This window comes from Enterococcus sp. AZ020 (assembly GCF_050499205.1).
Taxonomy (GTDB): Bacteria; Bacillota; Bacilli; order Lactobacillales; family Enterococcaceae; genus Enterococcus_L; species Enterococcus_L dunnyi.
This window is the reverse complement of the sequence record NZ_JBIPAT010000001.1, coordinates 248,684-273,908: the sequence shown is the minus strand read 5'-3', so window position 1 is coordinate 273,908 and position 25,225 is coordinate 248,684. Positions and strand designations below refer to the sequence as shown.

The window sequence follows — 25,225 nt, the reverse complement described above, 5'->3', positions numbered from 1 at the left end:
TATGAGGAGAAAGGAAACCAGCTGGATTTGGCTGGAACGCTTGGGGATTCTATGTGTGATTTTAACGATCCTTTCCTTGAGTATCACATTGACGATCAATTTTAGACCCCTTTATGTTTGGGACATCAAAGCGTTGAATATACTTGATCAAGTAACGATCAGTCAATCGGAACTTTTAAAGAATTTTGGTCAGTTGATGTCTTATTTGAACAATCCTTGGAACCAAACATTACAGCTCTCTGACTTTCCAGTTTCTGCAAGCGGAGCTTTTCATTTTTATGAAGTCAAGCGGCTTTTTCTCTTATGTTATGGAGTCTTGCTTGTGACGATCATTCCAAGCAGCTTGTTTATTTATCGTTTGTTCAAAGTAAAAAGATTATGGCGTTTGATTCGACCTTTTCAATGGGGGATGATCATTCCAGTATTTTTTGGCCTATTGATGGCGATTGGCTTTGATCAGTTTTTTGTGGCTTTTCATGGTGTCTTTTTTAACAATGATGATTGGTTGTTTGATCCAGCAACAGATCCGATCATAAATGTCTTACCAGAAGAATTTTTCATGCATAGCTTTATTCTATTTTTTATCTTGCTGGAAGTATTTTTCTTGATCGGGATAATCATTGGTAAACGTGAACTTAAAAAAATATGATCGTTATGATCATCGGAGATTGCTGCGAAAGTAATCTCCGATATTTTTTTATACAGGTAGCTGTCGATGTCGATTTACAATAGATTCATTTAAACTCTTGACATTTATATCAGGTACCTTTATAATATAATTCAGGTGCCTGATATATAACTATTTTTATGGAGGAATCAATTATGGAAGAACAAACATTGATGGAAGAGTTTCTAAGATTACAAGCAATGATGCAGCGGTATTTTATGAAACGTCGGAGAGATCACGGACCATTTGGTAACCCTCATAGAGGTCAGGGGCGTGTGTTGAATTTGTTAAAATTGAAACCAGAAACAACTCAAAAAGAATTGTCTTATTTATTAGATATGCGTCCCCAATCGTTAGGTGAGCTGCTAGGAAAATTAGAGAAAAAAGGCTATATCGATCGTGAACCGCTTGAAAGTGACCGACGTGTCATGGTTATTCGTCTTACAGAAGCAGGGATGACTGCTGCAGATAATAGCCGAAGCGAGGAAGAAACGATTTTTGATGTTTTGTCAGAGGAAGAACAAGCATCTTTCAAAATTATTATGGATAAACTTCTAGGAGCTTTAGAGGCAGAAATTCCAGAAGAGGAAAGAGGATTTGGCGGTCCCCATATGCATCGTGGTCCTGGTCGGGGACTTGGCGGCTTTGGAAAAGTCGATCCAACAAATGCAGAACGGTTTGATCCTCATAGTGACTTTAATCCAAACGGCTTTCCAAAAAGAGATAAATTCAGTTTCAATCCTTTTACACGTGATGGAGAAGACGACGGCTTTAACGATTTTTAATAATTAGCAAAAGACAGGAAGAAGGATGAAATGAAAGGCGTTTAGGTTATAGTGAGATTGCTGAAGAGCCTGATTTTTTGACCGCTATTTAGTAGGATTAGAAGAGGTTGAGACAGACGTGTTTAATCCCGAGAAATAAGAAAGAATTCACGAAAATTGTTTTGCAAATTTTTGTGAATTCTAGCTTATTTCCGACCTTCAAAGCTTAGGGCTTTAGCCCTTAGCATTTGATGAGATCGGAGTGCAACGTAGTGGGATTGCTTCTGCTCTCACCGTTTATCTGGATTACAGGTGACCGGGATTTGACTCGTAGAGTTTTGTCTCAGTCACTTTTTTTTATTATTTTCAATCTAGTTATGACAACTAGATTGAATGTTTTTTAAAATAATGTTAAACTGTTTTTGTAATGAGAAGGAGGAATAATGTGAATAACATAAAATCTTCTTTACAAACATGGGGAGAAGAATTAGTGGATGTTCATTTGCCAAGGTGGCATGAATTACCAGAGATAGACCTGTATATGGATCAGGTGATCACATTGGTAGAACGCTATTTATCGCCCATTATTTTGAAAGAAAAACACACATTGCTGACCTCATCGATGGTCAATAATTATGTCAAACTAGGACTGATTCCAGCGCCCCAGAAAAAACGTTACAATCAAAAGCATTTAGCTTTTCTGATTGCTATCACTTTATTAAAACAGGTCTTGACCATTCCGGAAATCAAACAAGGAATTCTCTATCAGGGTTCCGCAGTTGGGATTAGAGAAGCTTATGATCTTTTTTGTGATGAGCAAGAAGCGGCACTGGCCGTGGTCATTTCCCAAGCGATAGGGAAGCAGCCGATCGCAGCTTTTGATCAGCCGATCACAGTGGACTATTTAGCTGTAAAAGGGGCAACATTGTCCTTTGCAACGAAACTATTTACTGAAAAAGTCATTGAACTAGAACAAAAATATTTAGAAGAAATTGGAGAACAAACCTATGAATAAAGAGAAAATCGCTTTATTAGTTGATTCAGGGACAGATGTACCGCAGGAGCTGATCGAACAATACGGCATGTATATGATTCCGTTACAAATCATCTATAAAGATCGAATTTATACGGACAAAGTGGATATCACACCGGAAGAAGTCTATGAACGTTTGCCAATAGAAATTCCAAGCACATCATTACCTGATGGAGAAACGATTACAAAAATTTTTGAGCAAATCAAAGCGGATGGCTATGAAAAAGTTTTAGCAGTCACTATTTCGAGTGGGTTAAGTGGAACATTTAATGTTGTTAGGCTGATCGGTGAAGATATAGAAGATTTGGAGACATTCGTTTTAGATACAAAAAATATTGGAATTGGCAGCGGCCTACAAGCGATCGAAGCCGCAAAATTGATTGATGCTGGAGCAACATGGGAAGAACTTATAGATGCGATCTCAAAAAATGTTCAAAAAGCGAAAGTTTTCTTCAACGTAGCAACATTGGAGTATTTACAAAAAGGTGGAAGAATCGGTTTAGTGGCTTCTATTCTTGGAAATGCTTTAAAGCTGAATCCAATTATTTCCTGTAATGAAGAAGGAATCTACCATACAGTTGCGAAAGCGCGCGGTAGAAAGAAAAGCTTGGATAAAACATTCGAGCTGGTCAAATCATTTATTGGAGATCATAAAAAATTTGTGCTGGCAGTAGCTCAAGGGCAAGCAGTGGAAGAGGCAGAACAGTTTTATGAAAAGCTGCAAGCGCATTTTCCACAAGCTGAAAAAATCTATTTTGGGACGATCAGTCCAGCTTTAGTTGTTCATACTGGACCAGGACTTTTAGGGATCGGTATTCAATTGTTAGATTGATTAATAAATACCAACATTTATGCACGTATTGCAGTGCCTAATGTTGGTATTTTTTTTATATTCCTTTTATGATTATGTTTATCAATTATATTTCTTTTTACTCATGACTCTTTTTTTGAAATCTAATTGAAACTATCATGAAATGTTTCATTTTTTGTGATAATGTAATAATGAACATAATTAAGGGAGGAAAAGTTATGAAAAAAGCAATTGCAGAATGTCTTGGAACATTCATTTTAGTTTTCTTTGGTACCGCAACTGCCGTTTTAGGAAATGGTATGGAAGGAATCGGTACAACTGGAATCGCTTTGGCATTTGGGTTAACGATCATTGCAGCGGCATACAGTATTGGGACTGTTTCTGGTGCACATTTAAATCCAGCTGTTTCATTAGGTATGTGGGTCAATAAACGAATTTCTTCAATGGAGTTCATTTACTACATCGTAGGGCAAGTTGTGGGAGCGATCCTTGCTTCATTTACATTATTGTCTATCTTAAATGCAGCAGGATATGAAACAACAAGCCTTGGTCAAAATGGTTTTGGTGATTTAAGTGCTGTCGGTGCATTACTAGTAGAAATTATTTTAACATTTATTTTTGTTTTAGTGATCATGACCGTTACAAGTGCTAAAAAAGGCAATGCTAAACTTGCAGGAGTCGTTATTGGTTTGACTTTAACAATGATTCATTTAGTGGGTATTCCATTAACAGGAACATCTGTGAATCCAGCAAGAAGTTTAGGACCAGCGATCTTTGTTGGTGGAGATGCTTTATCTCAACTTTGGGTATTTATCGTAGCTCCTCTGATTGGTGGCGCGCTTGCAGCATTAGTTGCTAAGTACTTGCTTGATACAGAAGCATAAATGAAAAACAGTCTAGCGATCGAACATCGCTAGACTGTTTTTTATTTACATATTTTTCATGCCTGATTGATAATGTGCAAACAATGGACCTGATAATTGAAACTGAAACGTATCGCGATCAACTGCACCGACAACTTTCTGACTATGATAAAGAGTCAATAAAAATTGTGCCATTTCTTTGGATGTATGATACATAGAAAAAGCCTTTGAGTAGTCATAGTTTTTCGAGTCATTGGCGATTTGAGCAAATTCAGTTTCTGTCGCAGCAGGAGCGAGGACTTTGGCTCGAAGCGGGGCTCCTTTTCGTTCTAATTCTAAAGCGATCCCCTCAGTGAAGGCACTTACGTAAAATTTTGATGCGCAGTAAGTAGCTGCATTAGGAACATTTTTATACCCTCCAGCAGAAGAGATATTGATCAGCTGTGCGTGTTCTTTATTTTCATGATCAGTTACAAAAAGAGTAGAAAGAATCGTTAGAGCTTCAATATTGACCGCCAGCATTTGATCGACCTTTTCTAAATCCTGATTTGAAACAGAGTGATAATAGCCAAAGCCTGCATTATTGATCCATGTGTCGATCTCATACTTTTTCAATTGATCGTATAGACTAAAAACAGCTTTACGCTGAGATAAGTCAACCACTTTGAGGACGATATCCAGCTCAGGATGTTCAGCCAGAATGTCAGCCTTCAATTGATCGAGACGTGTTTCTCTTCGAGCAACCAAGATTAGATTTTTTCCTAAAGAAGCAAATGCTTTGGCGGCTTCTAAGCCGATACCAGAGCTTGCTCCTGTAATTACAACATAGTTCATCTTTTTTTCCTCCTAAATTTTTTTGGTGGTACAATGAAAGTATAGGGTTTAGAGACGACTCTAATGCAAGAACAATTTAAAAGGAGGTGCTAGATATTTATACGATCAGTGAATTTGCTAAAAAAATCGGTATTAGTGAGCATACACTACGTTATTATGAAAAAGAAGGATTGATTGAACCATTTAGAGATGAACATAATTATCGACTGTATGGTAAAGAAGATATTGAATGGGCTACATTCATCATCAAGTTAAAAAACACTGGAATTTCTTTGAAGGAAATCAAGACATATACACAACTAAGGAAAATAGGTGATGCTACGATCACAGCCCGAAAAGAATTATTGTTGAAGCATCGCTCAAAGATTCTAGCTGAATATGAAAAAGTTCAAAATCATTTACATTTACTGGACGATAAAATTTCTTTATATGAGGAGCTGGAAGAGAAGTACAACCAATAAAAATCCACCGTCGATTTCATTCGGTAACAGAAATCGGCAGTGGATTTTATTGTTAAAAAAAGGTCAATTGTTTTGTTGTAGTGTCAACGGTCACACGATCACCGATCGGGATAGTAAAGATCGGTTGTGTATGCCCGAAATTCATATCATAGATCACTGGTATTTCCTTTAACAAAGGATACTTACCTAAGATAGCTAAAAGACGTTCTTCTGTCATGTCAGTTTCTTTTGGGAAACGTCCAATCAATAATGCTTTTGGATGTCTTACTACTTGAAGTAAAGAGGCTAAACCACGCGCAAAGTCATGGTAATCATTCTCTTCTGCATTTTCTACAAATAAAATCGATTGTTCAAGCTCTGGAAGAAACGGTGTACCGAATAGTAGTTGAAACGTTCCTAAGTTTCCGCCGTAACAGATGCCAGTGACAGGTGTCGATTGGCTATAAACCTTCCATTGATTTCTATGCAGCTCTCTTTTAGGCTGAGGCAAATACCATTCATCTTGACTCCAAGATTTCGATGCACGAACATCAAAAGCTTCTTCTTTCATGGTTGCTAATTCAAAATTTTCTGTCTGATAGTCTTGCAGCTCATCCATTTGGAAGCTAGAAAAATGAGGACCAACATAGGTCAAAAGGCCAGTCTTCGTCGTGATCGCATTACATAAGGCAGTAATGTCACTATAACCGCAAAGCACTTTGGGGTGGCGTTTAATCAATTCAAAGTCGATATAAGGTAAAAGCTCATTGCTGTTAAAACCGCCGATCGCCGTTAAAATACCTTTCACCTCAGGATCTAAAAAGGCTTCATGTAAATCTTTGACACGGCTCAAAATAGAGGAAGAGCCTAGGACATCTTCTTCATTCGTATGCTCAGCATATGTGACAATAAAGCCTAATTCGGTCAATTTCTTTTCTGCTAGGTTGATCCCGAAATCATTTAAACGGGCAAAGCTGCTGGAGGGGGCAACAACACGAATCTGATCCCCTTTTTTTAATCTAGGTGGTTTCATTTTGATCGCTTCCTTTAAAAAAACTTATTCTTTATTATAGTCATTCTTTCATTATTTTAGCAATATCTGAGTCTTAAAAAAAAGCGCCTTATGAGCTAGAGATGAAACAGTGGACAAAATAAGGTATAATAAGAGAAAATGTATTTGATTAATAAAAAGACAAATGAAAAAGAGGTGCCTCTTAGATGAAAAAAATCTTAGTTGTAGATGATGAAAAACCAATTTCAGATATTGTAAAGTATAATCTTACCAAAGAAGGCTATGAAGTTTTTACAGCATATGATGGAGAAGAAGCAGTAGAGAAAGTCAAAGAAGTAGAGCCTGACTTGATCATCCTTGATTTGATGCTGCCAAAAATGGACGGGCTGGAAGTTGCTAGAGAAGTTCGTAAAACATACGATATGCCAATTATTATGGTGACGGCAAAAGACTCTGAGATCGATAAAGTTTTAGGCCTTGAGTTAGGTGCTGATGATTACGTCACAAAACCATTCTCAAATCGTGAACTTGTTGCGAGAGTAAAAGCAAACTTGCGTCGAGGAGCAACGAGCGCAAAAGAAGCTGAAACGACAACGCAGTCGGAATTGATGATCGGTGATTTAACGATTCATCCAGATGCCTATATGGTGTCAAAAAGAGGCGGTAAGATCGAGCTGACTCACCGTGAATTTGAACTGCTTTATTATTTAGCCAAACATATCGGCCAAGTCATGACTAGAGAGCATTTGCTGCAAACCGTTTGGGGCTATGATTACTTTGGTGATGTTCGAACAGTTGACGTAACCGTTCGTCGTTTAAGAGAGAAAATCGAAGATAGTCCAAGTCATCCAACCTATTTAGTGACACGCCGTGGTGTTGGTTATTACCTTCGTAACCCTGAACAGGAGTAGTGATCTATGAGGAAAAAAGTTCACTTTTTTCAATCGGTAAACTTTAAGATCGCCTTATCGTTTATCCTTTTGTTATTGATTGCGATCCAAATCATTGGCGGCTATTTTATCCGAGAATTAGAGTCGACCACAATCAATGACTATAAACAAAATGTTGATTCCCAAACAACACAGCTCGCTAGCACGATCAGCAGCAAATTAGGTGAAAAAAATCAAGACCGAACAGAAATCGATGCGAATTTGAAGAAAACGCTCAATGATTTTGCTGGTTCTGAAACAATTGAAGCGCGAGTTGTTGACGATAAAGGAATCGTTCGTGCGACAAGTGACCTGAATCGTCAAGGCATCGTCGGCAAGAAGAATGATTACCGTGATTTGAATGATTTTAGTGCAAAGAAATATTCAGCAATGGATCAGGATAAACGTGTATACATCAACGTTGTGCCTATTCAATCCCCGACTGGCGATACAGTCATCGGGGTTCTTTATGTTAAAAGTAATATAGAAGGGAAATATCAGGAGATCACGGATACTGCAAGAATCTTCTTTACAGCCTCTTTGATCGCGGGTGCTATTTCGATCATCGTCACTCTATTGATCGCTCGTTCGATTACACAGCCGATCGGTGAAATGAGAGAACAGGCTCTGCGGATCGCTAAAGGAGACTATACGGGGAAAGTCCAAGTCTATGGAAAAGACGAGCTTGGACAATTGGCGGAAACCTTCAATCAATTATCTGAAAGAATCGAAGAAGCGCAAGAAACGATGGAAGCAGAACGAAATCGTCTAGATAGCGTGCTTGCTCATATGACAGATGGTGTCATTGCGACTGATCGACGAGGAAAAGTAATCACGATCAACGAAATGGCGCTGTCTCTATTAAATGTAAAAGATGAAGATGTGATCGGTTCATCATTGCTAGAATTATTAGATATTGAAACGGACTATACGTTACGTAAATTATTAGAAGAACCAGAAGAAATTTTGATCGATCGTTCGACTTCACCTGAAGACCAAATGATCATTCGTGTCGATTTTGCGATGATCCGCCGTGAATCAGGGTTTATTACGGGCTTGGTTTGTGTGCTTCATGACGTGACAGAGCAGGAGAAAAATGAGCGAGAGCGCCGTGAATTTGTATCCAACGTTTCTCATGAACTTAGAACGCCGTTGACAAGTATGCGCAGTTATATCGAAGCATTAAGTGAAGGTGCTTGGGAGAATCCGGAAATCGCACCAAACTTCTTAAATGTGACTTTGGAAGAAACCGATCGAATGATTCGAATGATCAATGACCTCTTGAATCTTTCACGGATGGACTCGGGCAATAATGAATTACAGCTGGAATACGTCAATTTCAATGAGTTGATCAATTTTGTTTTAGATCGTTTTGATATGATGGTGGAGTCCAATGAAAAAAAATATACGATCCATCGTGAATTTACAAAGCGTGATCTATGGGTAGAGCTAGACACGGATAAAATCATCCAAGTATTGGATAATATTCTAAACAACGCGATCAAATACTCTCCAGATGGCGGAGCGATCACCTGTCGCTTGCTTGAAACACATAACAATGTTGTATTTAGTGTAACGGATCAGGGCTTGGGCATTCCTAAAAAGGATATCAATAAAGTCTTTGATCGTTTCTATCGTGTCGATAAAGCTCGTGCTAGAGCCCAGGGTGGAACGGGGCTCGGTTTGGCTATTTCGAGAGAAGTGGTCAAGGCCCATAATGGTGCAATTTGGGTAGAAAGTCAGGAAGGTCAAGGCTCAACCTTTTATATATCCTTGCCTTATGAACCTTATGAGGAGGATTGGTGGGAATGAAAACAACAGAAAGAATCATTCGAATCGGCTTGATCTTTTTAGTGCTGCTTAGTCTATATTTTTCATTTAGTATTTGGCTCAGCTCTGCAAAAAAAGAACAGCCCATCAAAAATGATCAGCAACTTGCAACTGCAGTAGTCAATGAACGTCTTGATACAGATGTCTTTTTACCATTGCGCCTGATCCGAATGCAAAACGGTGTGTCTGAAATGAATAATAGTGAGAACCTGATCACCAATATTCAAAATGAAATCAGACAAGCAACCTTTGGTAAGCTGACTCAGGTCGTTAAAGATGATGCGAGTCAGTTTGAGAATTATCTGACGATGGATCAAGGGTTTGAACTCTTGTATGAAGGGCCGTTTTTGCTAAGTGAATATATGTCTGTCTATGATTTGAGTATCGATTTAGAAGATATCACAGATAGTGATGATATTCATTTCACTTGTATACAGGTGAATTTAAAGCAAAATAAACTGCGCTTTCTAAATTTTAGCTCAAATGATATTTATGAAACACCGATTTCTATGGATAATGAAAAAGTCTTGAATTTGATGAACAAGGTTGGCGTTCAATATAATCCGATCTCTGAACAACAGTCTCTTTCACAAAAGCATTATTATTTGTCTGATGATTTGAAGATGAAAAAATATAGTTATATTTTAGCTTCACAGCCTGTAACTAAATTCAGAAATGCTTTTTTCACAAACACGGAAGATATCCAAACGAACGAAGACAGTCAGGATTTATCCTATGCTAGCCGTAATGAGCGTTTGATTGCAGATGAAAAACTTGGAACGATTCATTTTAGTGGAGATATCGAGAATAGAACAGCTCAAGATAACATATTTTCTGACAGTTTTTTCTACATCAAAAAATTGGGAACGAGTATGGGGAATTTACGTTATTTTGACCGTACAAAATCCGAAATCAATTACCGAACGTTTGTCGAAGGCTTCCCAGTGTTTAGTGAAAATGATAAAGGACAGGTGCATATCACTATTGGCAACGATAAGGCTGAAAAAAGTAGTGTAGTGATCGAGACAAGTGTTGATACTATTCAAGTTCCCATTCCTTCAGAAGAAGAAGTTCAATTGCAAAGTACAGAAAGCTTGCTTGAGCAGCTAACGTTGAATGGCGCTGATCCAGAAAAAATCGACTCGATGGTGATCGGTTATACTTGGCATAAGATCGAAGAAGTCACTCAAGTTGTTGACTTAACTCCTGAATGGTATATCCGTTATGATGGTCAGTGGTCCTCTGTGCCTGAGCTATTGGAACACTTAGCGAATGCGGAGGTGGAATAATGGACTTTAAGCGAATCGAGTGGATTTTTTTCCTAGCCTTTTTAGGATTGAATATGTTTCTTTTTGGCATTTATCAAGAAGGAATAAAAGAAGAAAACAATGTATCCTTTTCTGATCAAACGGATAGTATCGAAAAACGATTAGCTAAAGATGATATCACCTACAAAGAAAAACTGACAGGTGAGAAAAAAGAAGGTTATTATCTAAGTGGTGAACAAACCAACTTTTATGATGCGATTCAAAATGAACGGGAAACGAGAGATCGAAATTTTTTTAAAAACGGAGTAGAGTTGATCGATAATTCAATCACTGTATATCCTCAAATGAATTATACGCAAACCAGTTATTTCATTGATGAGAAAAATATCGAGAAGTCTTTAGAGACGTTTTTAAAAGATCAAGATAGTGTTTTATTTGGTACGGAGTATCATTATATGCCTGATTTTTCCAATTTGGAAGGAGATTTTCCAGAGCTGGTTGCGTCTCAAGTCTATAAAAATATTCCCTTTAAAGATGATACCGCCCAAATTTCATTGAAATTAGAAAATACAGGCGAGTCTGACGGCATTCACAAAATCAATAAATATACACAGACGCATATCCAAGGAATAGAAGAGTTACGGGATAAAATGGATCTATTTTCTGATCGGGATGCGATCGAAACGTTGTATATCAATAATAAGATTCCGAGCAGTTCAAAAATCACGTTCATGGAATTAGCATACACAAGAATTTACAAAATTCGCGAAAAAAACGTTTATGTGCCTGTTTGGTTCGTTGGAATCAAAGCGAAGGGAAGTAACTTGCAAATTGAACAAGTCAATGCCATGAGTAATACGATCATTACAAATAATACGGTTCCAAAGGTGGAAAATCAGTAGTGATGGTTGTATAATAAGTAGCTGTAGACTAAAGAAGGGAAGCGAAGAGAAAAGATGAGTCAAGAAACAGCTTTTAACATCAGCATTCTTGCCAGCGGCAGTACAGGTAATTCCCTTTTTATCGAAACAGAAAACAAAAAGCTACTTGTGGATGCTGGATTAAGCGGAAAGAAAATCACATCATTATTAGCGGAAGTTGACCGTAAACCAGAAGATTTGGATGCAATTTTGGTCACACATGAGCATCGTGATCATATTCATGGTGTCGGTGTTCTTGCTAGAAAGTATAAATTAGATGTTTACGCGAATGAGAAGACCTGGGCGGCGATGGATCCTATGATCGGCAATGTTGCAACGGAGCAAAAACATATCTTTGATATGGGAAAAGTGTTGACCTTTGGCGATATGGACATTGAAAGCTTTGGTGTTTCTCATGATGCAGCAGCGCCTCAGTTTTATCGGTTCTATAAAGATAATCGTTCATTTGTGATGCTGACGGATACGGGCTATTGTAGCGATCATGTTCGCGGGACGATCAAAGATGCAGACGCCTATTTGATCGAAAGCAATCATGAGCTGGAAATCTTACGAATGGGTCCTTATCCTTGGAGCCTAAAACAACGGATTTTAGGAGATAAAGGCCATTTATCTAATGATGACGGCGCTTTGACAATGGCTGAGGTGATCGGTGATCGGACCAAACGTATCTATCTAGGGCATTTGAGCAAAGAAAATAATACAAAAGAGCATGCTAGAATGGCGATGGAATCGATTTTAGCAGAAAAAGGCTTAGGCGTTAATTTTGATTTTAATGTCTATGACACAGATCCTGAAACGGCTTCTGAGTTATTTGCCCTTTGATTTACATTGAAGGAGACTGAGAAAAAACTGATTTTTAGTTTTTTCTCAGTCTCTTTTTATATTTAGTTTTTAGAGATGGATCAAATTTTTTTCTGACTTGTTTTTTTAGATAATGTGCAGTATAGTTAACTATATTTTGGACGAATGAAAAATGAGATGTTTTGGTTCGGGTTATTTTTGTCGCAGTAGGAGGAATTGTATGTTTGAATTTTTACCGCATTCTGTTTTACAAATGGGGACGATTTTTTTATCAATCGTGATAGAAGCATTGCCGTTTGTTATGTTAGGATGTGTGATCTCTGGTGCATTGCATGTGTTTCTGACACCAGAGCGAGTGAAAAAATTGTTGCCGAAAAATAAAATATTATCGATTTTGGTCGGTAGTTTTTTAGGGTTCTTTTTTCCTTCATGTGAATGCGGCATTGTGCCGATCGTCCATCAGTTTGTAAAAAAAGAAGTACCGACATATACCGCATTTGCCTTTATGATAACAGCTCCGATCATCAACCCGATCGTATTGTTTTCAACCTATATTGCCTTTGGAAATTCGATGAAGTTTGTTCTTTGGCGTGTTTTAGGGAGTATGCTGGTTGCTTTAGCTATCGGGTTTTGGTTAGCTTATGTGAATAAAGAATCTATTTTAAAAAAGGAAATTAGTTCTTTTTCATGTGAACACGGTGAAGAGGAAGAGACTGAGAATATAAAATTTTTGAATAAATGCTGGTCAGTCTTGACGCATGGGATCGATGAATTTTTTGATACAGGCCGCTATTTGATTTTTGGTTCTCTTTTAGCTGCTGCGATGCAAACCTATTTGCCAACGGGTGCTATTTTACAATTAGGGCATACAAAAATCTTAGCTATTTTAGTCATGCTTGTATTAGCTGCAACACTTTCTCTGTGCTCTGAAGCAGATGCCTTTATTGGCTCATCTTTGTTGAGTTTATTCGGCAATGGACCAATCGTCGGTTTCTTAGTCTTTGGACCAATGGTCGATATCAAAAATTTATTAATGATGAAGCGCTACTTCAAAACATCGTTTATGATGAAATTTGTGGGCATTGTGACAGTAGTTGTTACTATTTACGCTTTAGCAATTCCTGGGTAAATGCGGCGGTTTTTGACTGAGCGTAGAAGAGATTTATTCATGGTAGTAAAATCTGTTTCAATGGATTTGTTCTGCTTTTGCTGAGAAACACAGTGAATGAAATGAACTGATGTTGAACAGTACAAGACTTTCGTAAGAAAGTGTTGATCATTTATGTTATCCAGCTATACAAACCAATCCTTAGGAAAATAGATAAACTGCCAGTGTGACAAAGAGCGTCACAATGTCAATTTCCTGATTTTCTACAGGATTAAGCGGTTTGCTCTGCTTTTACTTTATCCAGCTGCATGAGCCAGTCTCTCGAGAAAAAGATAAAACCTGAATGAGGCCAAAAGCGCCTCAGCCATGTTTTCCTATTTTCTAGTCGAGCCTAAGCGGGCTCATTCCGCTTTTACTGTTATCCAGCTTCACAAACCAATCCTTAGGAAAATAGATAAACTGCCAATGTGACAAAGAGCGTCACAATGTCAATTTCCTAATTTTCTACAGGATTAAACGGTTTGCTCTGCTTTTACTTTAAGCCAGCTATGAAAAGGTCAAGTAAAAACGAGTATTTTTTTTAGTTATTTGTTGTGCAACTGTAGTGCACGACAAATAAGCCTAGCATATAGTTTAAAATTTTCTAGGCTTCAGTTTCAGAAGTTAAACGAACTTCATAAGGTTTATCCGTTGTCCAAATAGCGAAAATAATGTTCACAAGCTTACGACAAACGGCTCCAATAGCTGTTCCGTGGGATTTCCCCCGAGTTCTAAGACCTTGGTAATAAGCGGATAAAGCAGGATCTTTTTGAGAAGCAATAAAAGCTGCTTGCCAAATAGCTCGGCGTAAATAGGGGGAGCCTCGTTTTGACAGATGATTTTGGGTACCTGTAAAATCACCAGACTGATGGACAGAGGCATCTAGTCCTGCGAAAGCAAGCAATTGATTTGGGCGTTCAAATCGATGAATATCGCCCACTTCCCCTATGATAACTGCGGCAGTTATTGGACCAATTCCTGTAATAGTCGTGAGGAAATTTTCTTGTTTTTCAACAATCCGAACCATTTCATCTTCAAGCTGATGAATTTGTTTTTCAAATAATTGAATCTGTTCTAAAAGTAATTGAATTTGAAGCTTGAAAACATCTGTCGCAATGCTAATACCGAAAGAAGACTCTGCGATACCTTTTAGCTGATTCACTTTTTGTTCCGCTTTGGATCGCCCTAGGCGACCATTACTCGCTTGATTCAGCAGTTGGATTAATTTATCGGAGTCAATTTCTACCAAATCCTCTGGCAAAGGAGATTGAAGTAATAACTGTGTAGAAGATTTTCCGAACATATCGGAAAAAAGCTGATTATATTCTGGAAACACTTGATCCAAACAAGCAATAACTTTCCGTTTCAAGTCCGACATATTATCAACAACGCTGTAACGAAACCGTTCCAACTGTTTTAATTGAAAAATTTCTTCTTTAGGCAGTTGGGTTGGGTCAGGTAAGTCCATACGCATTACTTGTGCAATTAAGACTGAATCCACGGTATCCGTTTTGGTTTTACGGATATAGAAATTTCGAAGAGAATCGGATTGAATCGGATTAAAAGCTGTTACATGAAATCCCAATCGATGTAGAAATGAATAAATCGATAACCAATAATGACCAGTTGCTTCCATTCCAATCATAGTAGTATCAGGCAATAGTTCATACTGATTAATAAATTGTAGGAGCTGTTCACTCCCGCGTTTAGAATTGGCAAAGCGAAGTGTTTTTCCAAGTAGTTTCCCTTGTTCATCAAGTAGAGCTGCTTCGTGGTTTCGTTTTCCAATATCAATACCGATAAAGAACATACAATCAACACCTTTCAACAAGAGTTTACAGATAAGGTTTTCCTCAAACTCTAGGGACGATATAGCCTCGTGAGAGATTCAGAAACACGGTTCTATCCAGCTCATTCATATACAGTCCGTAGAGAAGAGGCATCAGTCTTAATTAGGAAGACAAAGCTTCAAGGAGGAAAAACTATGCCCTCTATCTGTACGAAATAATCATACCCCAACGGGGATGAAAACAAAATATCAGAATAAATCTGATAACTTTATTATACGAGGAGGAATATACATGATTCGTTTTTTAATACTCGTCGGTTATAGTACCTTGATGATGTATTTGCAAGTTTCAGGTAGATTAAATCAATATATAAATGTTCATTATCGTTATTTGGCTGTTTTATCTATGGTCCTTTCATTCGTGTTGGCAATTGTTCAGTTGATTTTATGGAATAAAGAAGATGGACAAAAAGCTGATCATGAACATGATCATAGTCACGAAGAGCATGATCACGGACTTGATAAACCTTATCAACGTGCGCTAGCCTATGTACTTTTAGTTTTACCTTTAGTTGTTGGTTTTTTGTTTCCTACCGTTAGCTTAGATACATCGATCGTTGAGGCAAAGGGCTTCAATTTTCCTTTGAGTAAGGAATCAGTTGGAGATCCCGATGTAGAAACGCAGTATTTAAAACCTGATACGAGCATCTATTTTGATAAAACTGATTATGAAGCTCAAATGAAACAAGCATTATCGAAGTATATCAAAGATGATCAAGTCAATGTTTCAGAAGAAAATTATTTAGAAATAATGGAACTGATCTATACTTACCCTAGCGAATTTGTTGGAAAAACGATCACCTATGAAGGCTTTATATTCAATTCTGCACAAAAAGAGCAGGGAGATATTTTTGTTTTTCGATTTGGGATCATTCACTGCGTTGCAGATTCAGGTGTGTTTGGTTTATTGACCCATATGCCGAGCGATCAAGCTTTTAAAAATAATGAGTGGGTAAAATTGACTGGAACCATTCATTCAGAATACTATGCACCTTTTAAACGAGAAATTCCTGTGGTTGAAGTAGGAAAAGTAAAAGAAATTCAGGAACCAAAAAATCAATACGTCTATCGGTCCTTTTAAAAAATCTGATGAGTGCTTATCGTTTATAAAAAAATGTCCGAAACAAAACCATTTTTCGGTTTAGCTTCGGACATTTTTAGTTATTGATTACTTTTTCCAAATAAGCTGATACTCTAATTCATCATTTGCATCTATTTGTTTATCGATAATTTGGAAATCATGCTTAAGATAAAAGGCCAATGCTTTTTGATTTTTTTGATAAACTGAAAGGCTCAACTGATTATTCACTGATTTTACTTCGTTCAGTAAAGACTCTCCAATTTTTTGATTTTGGTATGCACTTAAAACGAAAATACCAGCAATATATGTGTTACTCAATCCCAAGAATCCGACGATCGTATCATTTTCGATCGCAAGATAAAGATCGGCCAGAGGTAATTGCTCTTTCACAGATTCTAAATGCTCAAGCCAATAGTTTTTCGGAATAAAAAAATGCGCCTCAATATTGACAGTTAACCAAATTTCTAAGATTCCTTCTAGTTCTTTTGAGGTCAGCTTTTCAACTTTTTTGATCATCTCTTTGTTATCCTTTCTAATTATAAATAGCTGAAAGAATTAGTTAAACACTCATCGATCCACCTCTCAAATCATTTAATTATTTTTCCTCTTTTTTACGAATCAAGCTTAGTATTTCTCGTTTTTCTCTAAAATTACGTATATTGTGGTTCAGGACCTCCGACAAGACAAGTCCTAAAGCAATCGCTCCAGCAATCATAATTGCTTGTACGGCAGCATCGATCGCTATTTGATAATTACCGATCACTAAGTTACGAACAGCTTGGTAGGCTAGACCTCCGGGAACTAGAGGCACCATGCCTGGAATATTAAAGATCGTTACTGGCAATTTCAGTGTACGTGAACAGATAAAGCTGACAGCGGCCACACTTAAAGCGCCTAATAAAGAACCCAAAGCGGCATTAGCACCCAGTTGTATCGCTACCCAGTACACCATCCAACCAGCTGCACCTGATAGACCGCAAGCGATCAAAGAACGTCTGGGAACATTGGTGATGATCGCATAAGCACTAGAAGCTAAAAAACTAAAAGAAAATTGAATAAGTATAGTAATCATAAAAAGACTCCTTAAAAGTAAGAATGAATCAACTGTTTTCAGTGTTGAAAGAAATAGGACATGCTTCTTTTTATAGATTCATTAAAAATAGTAGAACCATCAATAAAATAATTGGAAAACAAAAGCAATCGCAAATCCGATCATTGAAGCTGTCATCATCGCTTCTGTTCCTCTGGAAACGCCGGAAAGATAGTGTCCAGCCAATAAATCCCGTAAAGCATTGGTCATTTGAACGCCAGGTACAAGCGGCATAACACAGCCGATAATGATCATATCCTGATTCGTTCCCAGACCAATTTGGCTGCTCAAAAGAGCTGCACAACCAATGAAAAAGGCAGCAAGAAATTCAGAGAGAAATTTGATTCTCAAAACCTTCAAGCTTGAGTAATAAAGGACATACCCAAGACCGCCTATAAGACAAGTCAGAAATAAGTCCGACCAAACCCCGCCAAATAAAATCATAATTGTTCCGCTGACTACCGCAGCACTAATGAAGCGCAGCCATAAAGGAAAAAATTTCCGTTCCTGTTCCAATTCCTTTAATTTTGTTAAAAGTTCATCCAATGTATAGTCGCCCATCACATATTCACGAGATAATTGATTGATATTAGAGACTTTTTCTAAGTTTATTGAACGATTTAAAATCTGTACCATCCGAATGGTGGAAGTCCCGTCCAGTCCTACGAACAGCCCGGTTTGTGTTACATAGCTAACAAGGCGATAGTCTCCTGATGCTAAAGCGATCCGACTCATCGTATCTTCCACACGATACATTTCAGCATCACTTTCCAACATGATTTTTCCTGCTAAAAGACAGGTCTCTAAAACTTTTTCTATATCAACAGTTGCCATTAGCAAACCTCACTTTTTAGTCGTTTCTATTTCTCTAGATTAAGTATAGTTGATTCCACTCTGAAAAAATAGCCAGAACACTAAAAAGTTGACGATAATTAACTGAAGCAAGGTTTATTAGAGAGAAATTTGACCTATTTTTAATAGGATCATTAATAATAAATATCGTTTTTTAGCTTCTTGTCGTATAATAGAACAACAATGTGGCTTAGTTATCATTGAGACAGAAAAAATGAAATGGTTGGAGTGGAAAGTATGATATTATTTGGTTCGTTAGTGAATGGTATAGCGATTGTTGCAGGCAGTTTGATGGGCTCTATTTTACGTAATATTTCTGAACAGATGAAAGATACTGTTACGAAGGGGATCGGACTGGGCGTTTTAGTCTTAGGAATTCAAATGGCATTTAAGACCTCTTCTTTCATCGTCATTTTGATTAGTTTGTGTCTTGGAGCGATGATCGGAGAAGCAGCAGGGATAGAAGACAAGATGAATGATTTTGGCTTGAAATTAGAAAGAAAGTATGCAAAGCCTGGCAGCAATTTCTCAGAAGGCTTTGTGACAGCTACTTTGATTTTTTTGATTGGTTCGATGGGGATCATTGGAGCTATTGAAAGCGGTGTGGCAAACAATCATCAAACGCTTTTGACAAAAGCTGTCATGGATGGATTCATGTCGATCATGTTGACCGCAACATTTGGTGTCGGGGTCCTCTTTTCAGCAGTTCCTGTCTTTCTTTATCAAGGAGCGATCGCACTTCTAGCAAGCGTATTGATGCGATACATACCTAGCGAACTACTTGACTTATTGATGGATGAGATCAGTGCGATTGGCGGATTGATGATTTTAGCGATCAGCTTGAATATTATGGGATTAACAAAAATTAGAGTATCGAATTATTTGCCTGGGATCATTATTTTGATCGGCATCGTGACAGTTCAATTTTTTATGTAAAGATAAAAAAGGTGTAAATGATGACTAAATGATGTCATCATTTACATGTTATAGTCAACTCATATCTAAGAAGGAGTGGACAAATATGAGCATTCACTTGAATGAAAAAATGATCGCAGGAAAAATGATTCGAACCAACAATCAGCAGATAGAAGATATCATTGCCTTATGGAATATAGTTCCTGCAATGAATTTATCTGGGGAACTATATGCAGTTTATACAAATTATGAATCAAATTTTAAAGGAGATTATGATTTGTTAGTAGGTAGTGAGCAGGCAGAATGTAGTCAAAAGGTCGTGATCAATTCTGGTGAGTATGTTGCAATTAAGGTCAACGGACAGTCACCTGAAGCGGTCGGTCAGGCTTGGCAGCAGATTTGGCAAGATGAAGGACTAGAAAAAAGACGAACCTATCAAACAGATGTTGAACATTACCAGAAAGATGGAACAATAATGATTTATCTTTCTGTTTGATTCTTCTTTTTCATTGATTTAAAAAGGATTGAGATGTGCGAGTATAGCGATGTCTCAGTCTTTTTTTTGTATAATCCCGTCTTTTTTTATGCATAAATATTTATTTTAATGAATTAATTTAATAAAAAACCATTGACTTGCGTGAGTATAGAACGTATACTTATGAAAAGAAAATGTAAGAAGTAAAAATGAAAAGAAAAGAAGTGATCAGTTTGAAGGTTTCTATTATAGGAGTTACTGGATACAGTGGGTTGGAACTCCTTCGTTATCTGAAGCACCATCCCTTTGTGGAAGTTGTTTCTATTCATAGTCATTCTATGAATAAAAAATCATTAGAACAACATTATCCGCATGTAAAACAACTTACAGCACTACCTTTAGAAGCAGTTGATCCCAGCAAAATAATGGCTGTAAGTGAATTAGTCTTATTAGCGACTCCTTCAGGTATTTCAAAGGAGTTAGCTCTTCCTTTTATTGAAGCTGATTTTCCAGTGATTGATTTGTCCGGTGATTTTCGATTAAAAACAGAGGGCACATATGAAACTTGGTATGGAAAAAAAGCAGCTCCGTTAGAGGTTATTCACAAATTTGATTATGGACTTGCTGAATATAGACAGGAACCTAAGTCAAAATGGATCGCAAATCCAGGTTGTTATGCAACCGCGGCTGAATTATCTCTTGCTCCCTTGTTAAAGAATCACTTGATCGTGCTAGATTCAATTGTAGTTGACGCAAAATCAGGCATTTCAGGTGCAGGCAAAGGCTTGTCTCAGGCGACTCATTTTCCTGAAAGCCACGATAATATGTCATTGTACAAAATGAACAGTCACCAGCATATTCCGGAAATTATGCAGCAATTAAACGCGTGGTCACCTGAATTAGAGGCAATTCAATTTTCGACCTCACTGATACCAGTTACAAGAGGTATCTTTTTGACCGCATATGCTAAAGTAGTTCAACCAATTTCTGACGAGAAACTAGTTGAGTTGTACCAAGAGGAGTATAAACAAGCACCGTTTATCCGAATTCAAGAGGTTGGAAGCTATCCAGCGCTCAAGCAAGTGATCGGATCTAATTACTGTGATATCGGTTTGGCTTATAATCCTAAAACGAAGATGATCACGATCGTTACGGTCATCGATAATCTGGGTAAAGGAGCTGCTGGGCAGGCAGTTCAAAATTTGAATATTTTCGCTGGGTTCGATGAACAATGCGGCTTGGATCTTTTACCTATCTATCCATAAAAGAAATACGAAGTACATAAAAAAGGAGCGACCACAATGAAGAAGGTTATTGTTATTAAGATGGGCGGAGTAGCAAGTGACAACTTGACGAAATCTTTTTTTAGTCAAGTAGAACAATGGCAAAAAGATGGGAATAAAATTGTGATTGTTCATGGCGGCGGCCATTATATTTCAGAGATGATGCAGCGGTTAGGCGTTCCAGTCAACATTCAAAACGGCTTAAGGGTCACGACAGAGGAAACACTAAAAATCACTCAAATGGTTTTGATCGGGCAAGTTCAGCCAATGATCACGACGCATTTTCAACAAGAAGGATTTTCTGTCGTAGGATTGAATGCTTCCTGCGGGCAAATTATTACGGGGAGCTATTTGAATCAAAAGATTTTAGGAGCAGTTGGTGAGGTTGAACAGGTCGATACAGAGTTGCTGGAGCATTTACTTGAACGAAACCATATTCCGATCATTGCACCACTTGGACTAACTAAAACAGGGGATTGGCTCAATATCAATGCGGACCAAGTAGCTTGTAAGGTTGCAGAAGAGCTACAGGCTGAAAAACTTTATTTACTGACGGATGTTCCAGGTGTCAAAAAAGAAAATCAATGGCTAGAGGAACTTACTATCAAAGAAATCAATGATTTAAAGAAAACAAACGTCATTAAAGGTGGTATGTTACCTAAGATCGAAAGTGCAGTAACTGCGATCCGCGGTGGCGTAAAAGAAGTTCACATTACGAATCAGCTGCACGTTTCAGGTACGAAGATTCAAGAGACGGAGGTCTATGCATGAGCTATTTATTTCCAAACTATCAAAGAAAAAAGATTCAATGGGTCAAAGGAATAAATAATACCCTGATCGATCAAGATGGAAAAAGTTATCTGGATTTTACTAGTGGAATCGGTGTAATGAATTTAGGATATGGTGATTCGAGCTTAAATGAAGTATTGAGTGATCAGGCAGCAAATTTATGGCACGCACCTAACTTGTACGAAAGTAAATTCCAAGAAGAAACAGCTGAAAAGCTTGCTAATGGAAGGGACTATGTCGCTTATTTTTGCAATAGTGGTGCTGAAGCGAATGAAGCGGCGATAAAACTTGCAAGGAAAGCGACGGGACGCAGTAAAATCATCAGCTTTGTCAATTCATTTCATGGAAGAACCTATGGCGCAATGAGTGCAACAGGACAAGAAAGCATTCATCAGGGGTTCCAGCCTTTAGTACCTGATTTCGATTACTTGCCGTTCAATGATTTGGATTCTTTAAAACAAAAGATCGATAAACAAACGGCGGCGGTCATTCTTGAGTTGATCCAAGGAGAAGGCGGCGTGATTCCAGCTAAACAGGAGTGGGTCAAACAGATAGAACAGCTTTGTCGAACGACTGGGACTCTATTGATCATAGATGAGATCCAAACGGGGATCGGTCGAACAGGAAGTCTGTATGCCTATGAGCAATATGAGATCGAACCAGATATTTTCACGTTGGCAAAAGGATTAGGAAATGGTATTCCTGTAGGGGCAATGCTTGGGAAAAAATCATTAGCACAAGCTTTTGGTTCAGGAAGTCATGGATCTACGTTTGGCGGCAATAATTTAGCCATGCGTGTCGCAAGTGAAGTGATTGAGCGAATCAACCAGCCGGATTTTTTATTAGAGGTTCAAAGAAAAGGGAATCTTTTGATAAAGGGGTTGAATCAGCTGGCGCTTAAAACAACACTGATCAAAGATGTTCGCGGAAAAGGGCTGATGGCAGGGATAGAGCTAACTGATGCAGATGTACTTGCCAGTATAATGGAGCAGTTAAAAGAAGAAGGTTTGATCACTTTAAAAGCAGGGCAAGCAGTTCTTAGATTGTTGCCCCCGCTAACGATTTCTGACGAAGAGTTAAATAGAGGAGTAGAACTATTAGAAAAAGTGTTATGTAAGGAGCAGAAAAATGATTAATTCAATATATGGAAAGAGTATTTTAGATTTAACCGAGCTGACAAAATCAGAATTTTTATCGATCATTGAACTAGCAATTGCCGTTAAAAAGAAACCAGAAGATTACAAAGGTGCGTTATCAGGAAAAATTTTGGCGATGATCTTTGAGAAAAACAGTACACGGACAAGAGTCTCATTCGAGGCTGGAATCATCCAGCTAGGAGGACAAGCAATCGTTCTAGATTCAAAAAATACTCAAATGGGACGAGGAGAGCCAGTCAAGGACACAGCAAAAGTCATGTCTGGTTATGTTGATGCGATCATGATTCGGACTTATTCGGATCAAATGGTCGCAGAGTTAGCGGAAGAAGCAACGATTCCTATTATCAATGGTCTAACGGACAACCATCATCCGTGTCAGATTTTAGCAGACTTTCAGACGATCTATGAGCTGAAAGGAAAACTTGAAGGAATTAAATTAGCCTATGTTGGTGACGGGAACAATATGGCCCATTCATTTTTGATTGGTGGAAGCCTTGTCGGAATGGATGTTTCTATAGCTGCACCAAAAGGCTATGAACCTAAATCAGAGTTTATCGATATTGCTTTAGAAAACGCAAAAGAAAGCGGTAGTAAAATCGATATCACGAATGATCCTGCATCAGCAGTGAAAGATGCTGATATTTTGATTACGGATGTATGGGCAAGCATGGGTGATGAAGGGGAGCAAGCGGAAAGAGCAGAAGCTTTTAAATCATTCCAAATCAATAATCGTCTAGCAGTCTTGGCTAAAAAGGATTATAATTTCTTGCATTGTCTACCTGCACATAGGGGAGAAGAAGTGACCACTGATATTATAGACGGAGCTCATTCTGCGATTTATCAGGAAGCTGAAAATCGTCTACATGCGCAAAAAGCATTGATGTTGAAAGTGATGAAGGAATAAATAAGGATCAGACAAAAGTTGTTTCTGATTTCATCATTTATAAAGTTTTAGAGTGTGAAGCAAAACTGTTTTTTAGTTTTGTATGGCACTCTTTTTTTTGCAAAATTGTCGAAGTAGTTGATTTTCTGTTGGTACATATCAATTTATCTATGAGATTCTTCAAAAATAAAGGGAGGATTCGTTGGTTTTTGGTACTGCTAATATTGATAATCTAAGGTAGCAGATCGAAATGAATGACATTTTTTGACTGGCTTACTGGATAATCATCAGAGTTTTTCCATCAAATTAAAGGAAATCTTTAATTTATCAGTGAAAATATCAAGTTTTGTTTGTAGTTTTGCTTACTTTTTAGTAGAATGAAGCTGTATGAATAGAAGAAAAGTGAGGTGTAGATAAATGGGTTTTACAGATGAAACTGTACGTTTTGATTTTGATGACAGTCGCAAGAAAGAAGTAAGTGAGACTCTGGCAACTGTGTACAAGGCTTTAGAAGAGAAAGGATATAATCCAATCAATCAGATTGTGGGCTATTTGCTTTCAGGAGACCCGGCCTACATTCCTCGTTATCAGGACGCTCGAAATTTGATTCGTCGTCACGAACGGGATGAAATCATGGAAGAGCTGGTTAAATTTTACTTATCTAATCATGGTATCACACTTCGATGAGAGTAATGGGACTGGATGTCGGTTCTAGAACCGTCGGTGTTGCTGTCAGTGATTTATTAGGCTGGACAGCCCAAGGTGTAGAAATCATTCGAATCAACGAAGAACAGGGAGAATTCGGCTTTGACCGATTAGCAGAGCTAGTGAAGGAATACGAAGTGACCCGTTTTGTCGTTGGCCTGCCAAAAAACATGAATAATTCGATTGGGCCAAGAGCAGAAGCATCAATGGCTTATGGCAAAAAAATCGAAGAGCTGTTTGAACTCCCAGTTAGCTATCAGGATGAACGCCTGACTACTGTTCAGGCAGAACGGATGTTGATCGAACAGGCGAATACATCAAGAGCTAAGAGAAAGAAAGTTATCGATAAAGTAGCTGCAGTCATGATTTTACAAAATTATTTAGACAGCGCTGGCAATAAAATTTAAATGGCTTATAGTTTCACGAATATAAGCAAAAAGGAGAGCAAAGCAAATGGCAGAAGAGCATAACCATAATCACGATCATGATCACGAGGGACATGAACATATCACTTTAGTTGATGAACAAGGGAATGAAACCTTATATGAAATCTTGCTAACAGTTGATGGGCAAGAAGAATTCGGTAAAAATTACGTACTTCTTTATCCAGCAGGAGTTCCTGAAGAGGAAGATGTAGAATTACAAGCTTATGCCTACATCGAAAATAGCGAAGGAACAGAAGGCGAATTACAACAAATCGAAACAGATGCTGAGTGGGATATGATCGAAGAGGTCTTCAATACATTCATGGCTGAAGAAGAAGAATAGAATTTAAGAAATAGCTGAATCCTCATATGTAGAGGGTT

At 37.9% G+C, this 25,225-nt stretch carries 28 protein-coding genes; 22 read left to right on the top strand and 6 right to left on the bottom strand.

Going from position 1 to position 25,225, the window contains the following annotated elements:
- Position 1: 1 nt before the first annotated feature.
- The 5 genes from IGI58_RS01350 to IGI58_RS01330 all read left to right on the top strand — a co-directional run bounded on the left by IGI58_RS01350 (position 2) and on the right by IGI58_RS01330 (position 4,159).
- Positions 2-649: a TIGR01906 family membrane protein gene (locus tag IGI58_RS01350; protein ID WP_303393936.1), complete on the top strand. Its 648-nt coding sequence runs from the start codon at positions 2-4 to the stop codon at positions 647-649.
- Positions 650-822: 173 nt separating this feature from the next.
- On the top strand, positions 823-1,452 hold the full coding sequence (locus tag IGI58_RS01345) for a MarR family winged helix-turn-helix transcriptional regulator (protein WP_429954901.1): 630 nt from the start codon (positions 823-825) through the stop codon (positions 1,450-1,452).
- Between the two features lie 424 nt (positions 1,453-1,876).
- Positions 1,877-2,446: a DUF1836 domain-containing protein gene (locus IGI58_RS01340; RefSeq protein ID WP_429954903.1), complete on the top strand. Its 570-nt coding sequence runs from the start codon at positions 1,877-1,879 to the stop codon at positions 2,444-2,446.
- The gene (locus tag IGI58_RS01335) at positions 2,439-3,296 is read left to right on the top strand and encodes a DegV family protein (protein WP_429954905.1); all 858 of its coding nucleotides are present in this window, start codon (positions 2,439-2,441) and stop codon (positions 3,294-3,296) included. Before IGI58_RS01340 ends, IGI58_RS01335 begins: the two co-directional genes overlap by 8 nt.
- 197 nt (positions 3,297-3,493) lie before the next feature.
- The gene (locus tag IGI58_RS01330; RefSeq protein ID WP_225534426.1) at positions 3,494-4,159 is read left to right on the top strand and encodes an MIP family channel protein; all 666 of its coding nucleotides are present in this window, start codon (positions 3,494-3,496) and stop codon (positions 4,157-4,159) included.
- Between the two features lie 45 nt (positions 4,160-4,204).
- Here the strand turns inward: IGI58_RS01330 and IGI58_RS01325 are convergent, their stop codons facing one another.
- Positions 4,205-4,972, bottom strand: coding sequence for an SDR family NAD(P)-dependent oxidoreductase (locus IGI58_RS01325; protein ID WP_429954907.1), 768 nt, complete (start codon positions 4,970-4,972; stop codon positions 4,205-4,207).
- Between the two features lie 86 nt (positions 4,973-5,058).
- On the opposite strand from IGI58_RS01325, the gene IGI58_RS01320 reads away from it, so the two are divergent.
- The gene (locus IGI58_RS01320; protein WP_225534428.1) at positions 5,059-5,433 is read left to right on the top strand and encodes a MerR family transcriptional regulator; all 375 of its coding nucleotides are present in this window, start codon (positions 5,059-5,061) and stop codon (positions 5,431-5,433) included.
- Positions 5,434-5,485: 52 nt separating this feature from the next.
- Here IGI58_RS01320 and IGI58_RS01315 read toward each other — a convergent pair whose 3' ends face one another.
- The gene (locus IGI58_RS01315; protein WP_429954910.1) at positions 5,486-6,445 is read right to left on the bottom strand and encodes a S66 family peptidase; all 960 of its coding nucleotides are present in this window, start codon (positions 6,443-6,445) and stop codon (positions 5,486-5,488) included.
- 185 nt (positions 6,446-6,630) lie between these two features.
- Here IGI58_RS01315 and yycF point away from each other — a divergent pair, with 185 nt between their 5' ends.
- The 6 genes from yycF (at position 6,631) to IGI58_RS01285 (ending at position 13,322) form a co-directional block, all read left to right on the top strand.
- Positions 6,631-7,335 carry a response regulator YycF gene (gene yycF, locus IGI58_RS01310; protein ID WP_087641426.1) on the top strand — a complete coding sequence of 235 codons (705 nt, stop codon included), beginning with the start codon at positions 6,631-6,633 and terminating at the stop codon, positions 7,333-7,335.
- A 6-nt stretch (positions 7,336-7,341) separates the two neighbouring features.
- On the top strand, positions 7,342-9,165 hold the full coding sequence (walK, locus tag IGI58_RS01305) for a cell wall metabolism sensor histidine kinase WalK (protein WP_087641427.1): 1,824 nt from the start codon (positions 7,342-7,344) through the stop codon (positions 9,163-9,165).
- The gene (locus IGI58_RS01300) at positions 9,162-10,472 is read left to right on the top strand and encodes a YycH family regulatory protein (RefSeq protein ID WP_429954913.1); all 1,311 of its coding nucleotides are present in this window, start codon (positions 9,162-9,164) and stop codon (positions 10,470-10,472) included. The genes walK and IGI58_RS01300 overlap by 4 nt, the downstream gene beginning before the upstream one ends.
- Complete coding sequence (locus IGI58_RS01295) at positions 10,472-11,353, top strand: two-component system regulatory protein YycI (RefSeq protein WP_087641429.1); 882 nt, start codon at positions 10,472-10,474, stop codon at positions 11,351-11,353. Before IGI58_RS01300 ends, IGI58_RS01295 begins: the two co-directional genes overlap by 1 nt.
- 54 nt (positions 11,354-11,407) lie before the next feature.
- Positions 11,408-12,214, top strand: a complete 807-nt coding sequence (locus IGI58_RS01290) for an MBL fold metallo-hydrolase (protein ID WP_429954915.1) — start codon at positions 11,408-11,410, stop codon at positions 12,212-12,214.
- Between the two features lie 199 nt (positions 12,215-12,413).
- Positions 12,414-13,322: a permease gene (locus tag IGI58_RS01285; protein ID WP_429954917.1), complete on the top strand. Its 909-nt coding sequence runs from the start codon at positions 12,414-12,416 to the stop codon at positions 13,320-13,322.
- A 622-nt stretch (positions 13,323-13,944) separates the two neighbouring features.
- Here the strand turns inward: IGI58_RS01285 and IGI58_RS01280 are convergent.
- Positions 13,945-15,150, bottom strand: coding sequence for an IS110 family transposase (locus tag IGI58_RS01280; protein WP_429952432.1), 1,206 nt, complete (start codon positions 15,148-15,150; stop codon positions 13,945-13,947).
- Between the two features lie 271 nt (positions 15,151-15,421).
- Between IGI58_RS01280 and IGI58_RS01275 the strand changes: the two genes are divergently transcribed.
- Positions 15,422-16,270 (top strand): TIGR03943 family putative permease subunit, encoded by an 849-nt coding sequence (locus IGI58_RS01275; protein ID WP_429954919.1) that lies wholly within the window; start codon positions 15,422-15,424, stop codon positions 16,268-16,270.
- Between the two features lie 87 nt (positions 16,271-16,357).
- Here IGI58_RS01275 and IGI58_RS01270 read toward each other — a convergent pair whose 3' ends face one another.
- The 3 genes from IGI58_RS01270 to IGI58_RS01260 all read right to left on the bottom strand — a co-directional run bounded on the left by IGI58_RS01270 (position 16,358) and on the right by IGI58_RS01260 (position 18,194).
- Positions 16,358-16,786, bottom strand: a complete 429-nt coding sequence (locus tag IGI58_RS01270; RefSeq protein WP_429954921.1) for a GNAT family N-acetyltransferase — start codon at positions 16,784-16,786, stop codon at positions 16,358-16,360.
- A gap of 79 nt (positions 16,787-16,865) precedes the next feature.
- Positions 16,866-17,342, bottom strand: a complete 477-nt coding sequence (locus tag IGI58_RS01265; RefSeq protein WP_087641434.1) for a threonine/serine exporter family protein — start codon at positions 17,340-17,342, stop codon at positions 16,866-16,868.
- Positions 17,343-17,441: 99 nt separating this feature from the next.
- The gene (locus tag IGI58_RS01260) at positions 17,442-18,194 is read right to left on the bottom strand and encodes a threonine/serine exporter family protein (protein WP_087641435.1); all 753 of its coding nucleotides are present in this window, start codon (positions 18,192-18,194) and stop codon (positions 17,442-17,444) included.
- A gap of 255 nt (positions 18,195-18,449) precedes the next feature.
- Between IGI58_RS01260 and IGI58_RS01255 the strand changes: the two genes are divergently transcribed.
- The 9 genes from IGI58_RS01255 (at position 18,450) to IGI58_RS01215 (ending at position 25,187) form a co-directional block, all read left to right on the top strand.
- A complete protein-coding gene (locus IGI58_RS01255; protein ID WP_429954923.1) occupies positions 18,450-19,148 on the top strand; it encodes a DUF554 domain-containing protein in 699 nt (232 codons plus the stop codon).
- An 85-nt stretch (positions 19,149-19,233) separates the two neighbouring features.
- A complete protein-coding gene (locus tag IGI58_RS01250) occupies positions 19,234-19,623 on the top strand; it encodes a GyrI-like domain-containing protein (protein WP_225534436.1) in 390 nt (129 codons plus the stop codon).
- A 212-nt stretch (positions 19,624-19,835) separates the two neighbouring features.
- Entirely contained in the window at positions 19,836-20,867 is a 1,032-nt protein-coding gene (argC, locus tag IGI58_RS01245; RefSeq protein WP_429955399.1) for an N-acetyl-gamma-glutamyl-phosphate reductase, read from the top strand.
- 36 nt (positions 20,868-20,903) lie between these two features.
- On the top strand, positions 20,904-21,656 hold the full coding sequence (gene argB / locus IGI58_RS01240) for an acetylglutamate kinase (protein WP_429954926.1): 753 nt from the start codon (positions 20,904-20,906) through the stop codon (positions 21,654-21,656).
- Entirely contained in the window at positions 21,653-22,810 is a 1,158-nt protein-coding gene (locus tag IGI58_RS01235) for an acetylornithine transaminase (protein WP_429954928.1), read from the top strand. The genes argB and IGI58_RS01235 overlap by 4 nt, the downstream gene beginning before the upstream one ends.
- Positions 22,803-23,735: an ornithine carbamoyltransferase gene (gene argF / locus IGI58_RS01230; protein WP_225534439.1), complete on the top strand. Its 933-nt coding sequence runs from the start codon at positions 22,803-22,805 to the stop codon at positions 23,733-23,735. Before IGI58_RS01235 ends, argF begins: the two co-directional genes overlap by 8 nt.
- Before the next feature lie 396 nt (positions 23,736-24,131).
- Positions 24,132-24,401, top strand: coding sequence for an IreB family regulatory phosphoprotein (locus tag IGI58_RS01225; RefSeq protein ID WP_069662009.1), 270 nt, complete (start codon positions 24,132-24,134; stop codon positions 24,399-24,401).
- Positions 24,398-24,826, top strand: a complete 429-nt coding sequence (gene ruvX / locus IGI58_RS01220) for a Holliday junction resolvase RuvX (RefSeq protein WP_087641441.1) — start codon at positions 24,398-24,400, stop codon at positions 24,824-24,826. Before IGI58_RS01225 ends, ruvX begins: the two co-directional genes overlap by 4 nt.
- Before the next feature lie 46 nt (positions 24,827-24,872).
- Entirely contained in the window at positions 24,873-25,187 is a 315-nt protein-coding gene (locus IGI58_RS01215) for a DUF1292 domain-containing protein (protein WP_087641442.1), read from the top strand.
- The last annotated feature ends 38 nt before the right edge of the window (positions 25,188-25,225 follow it).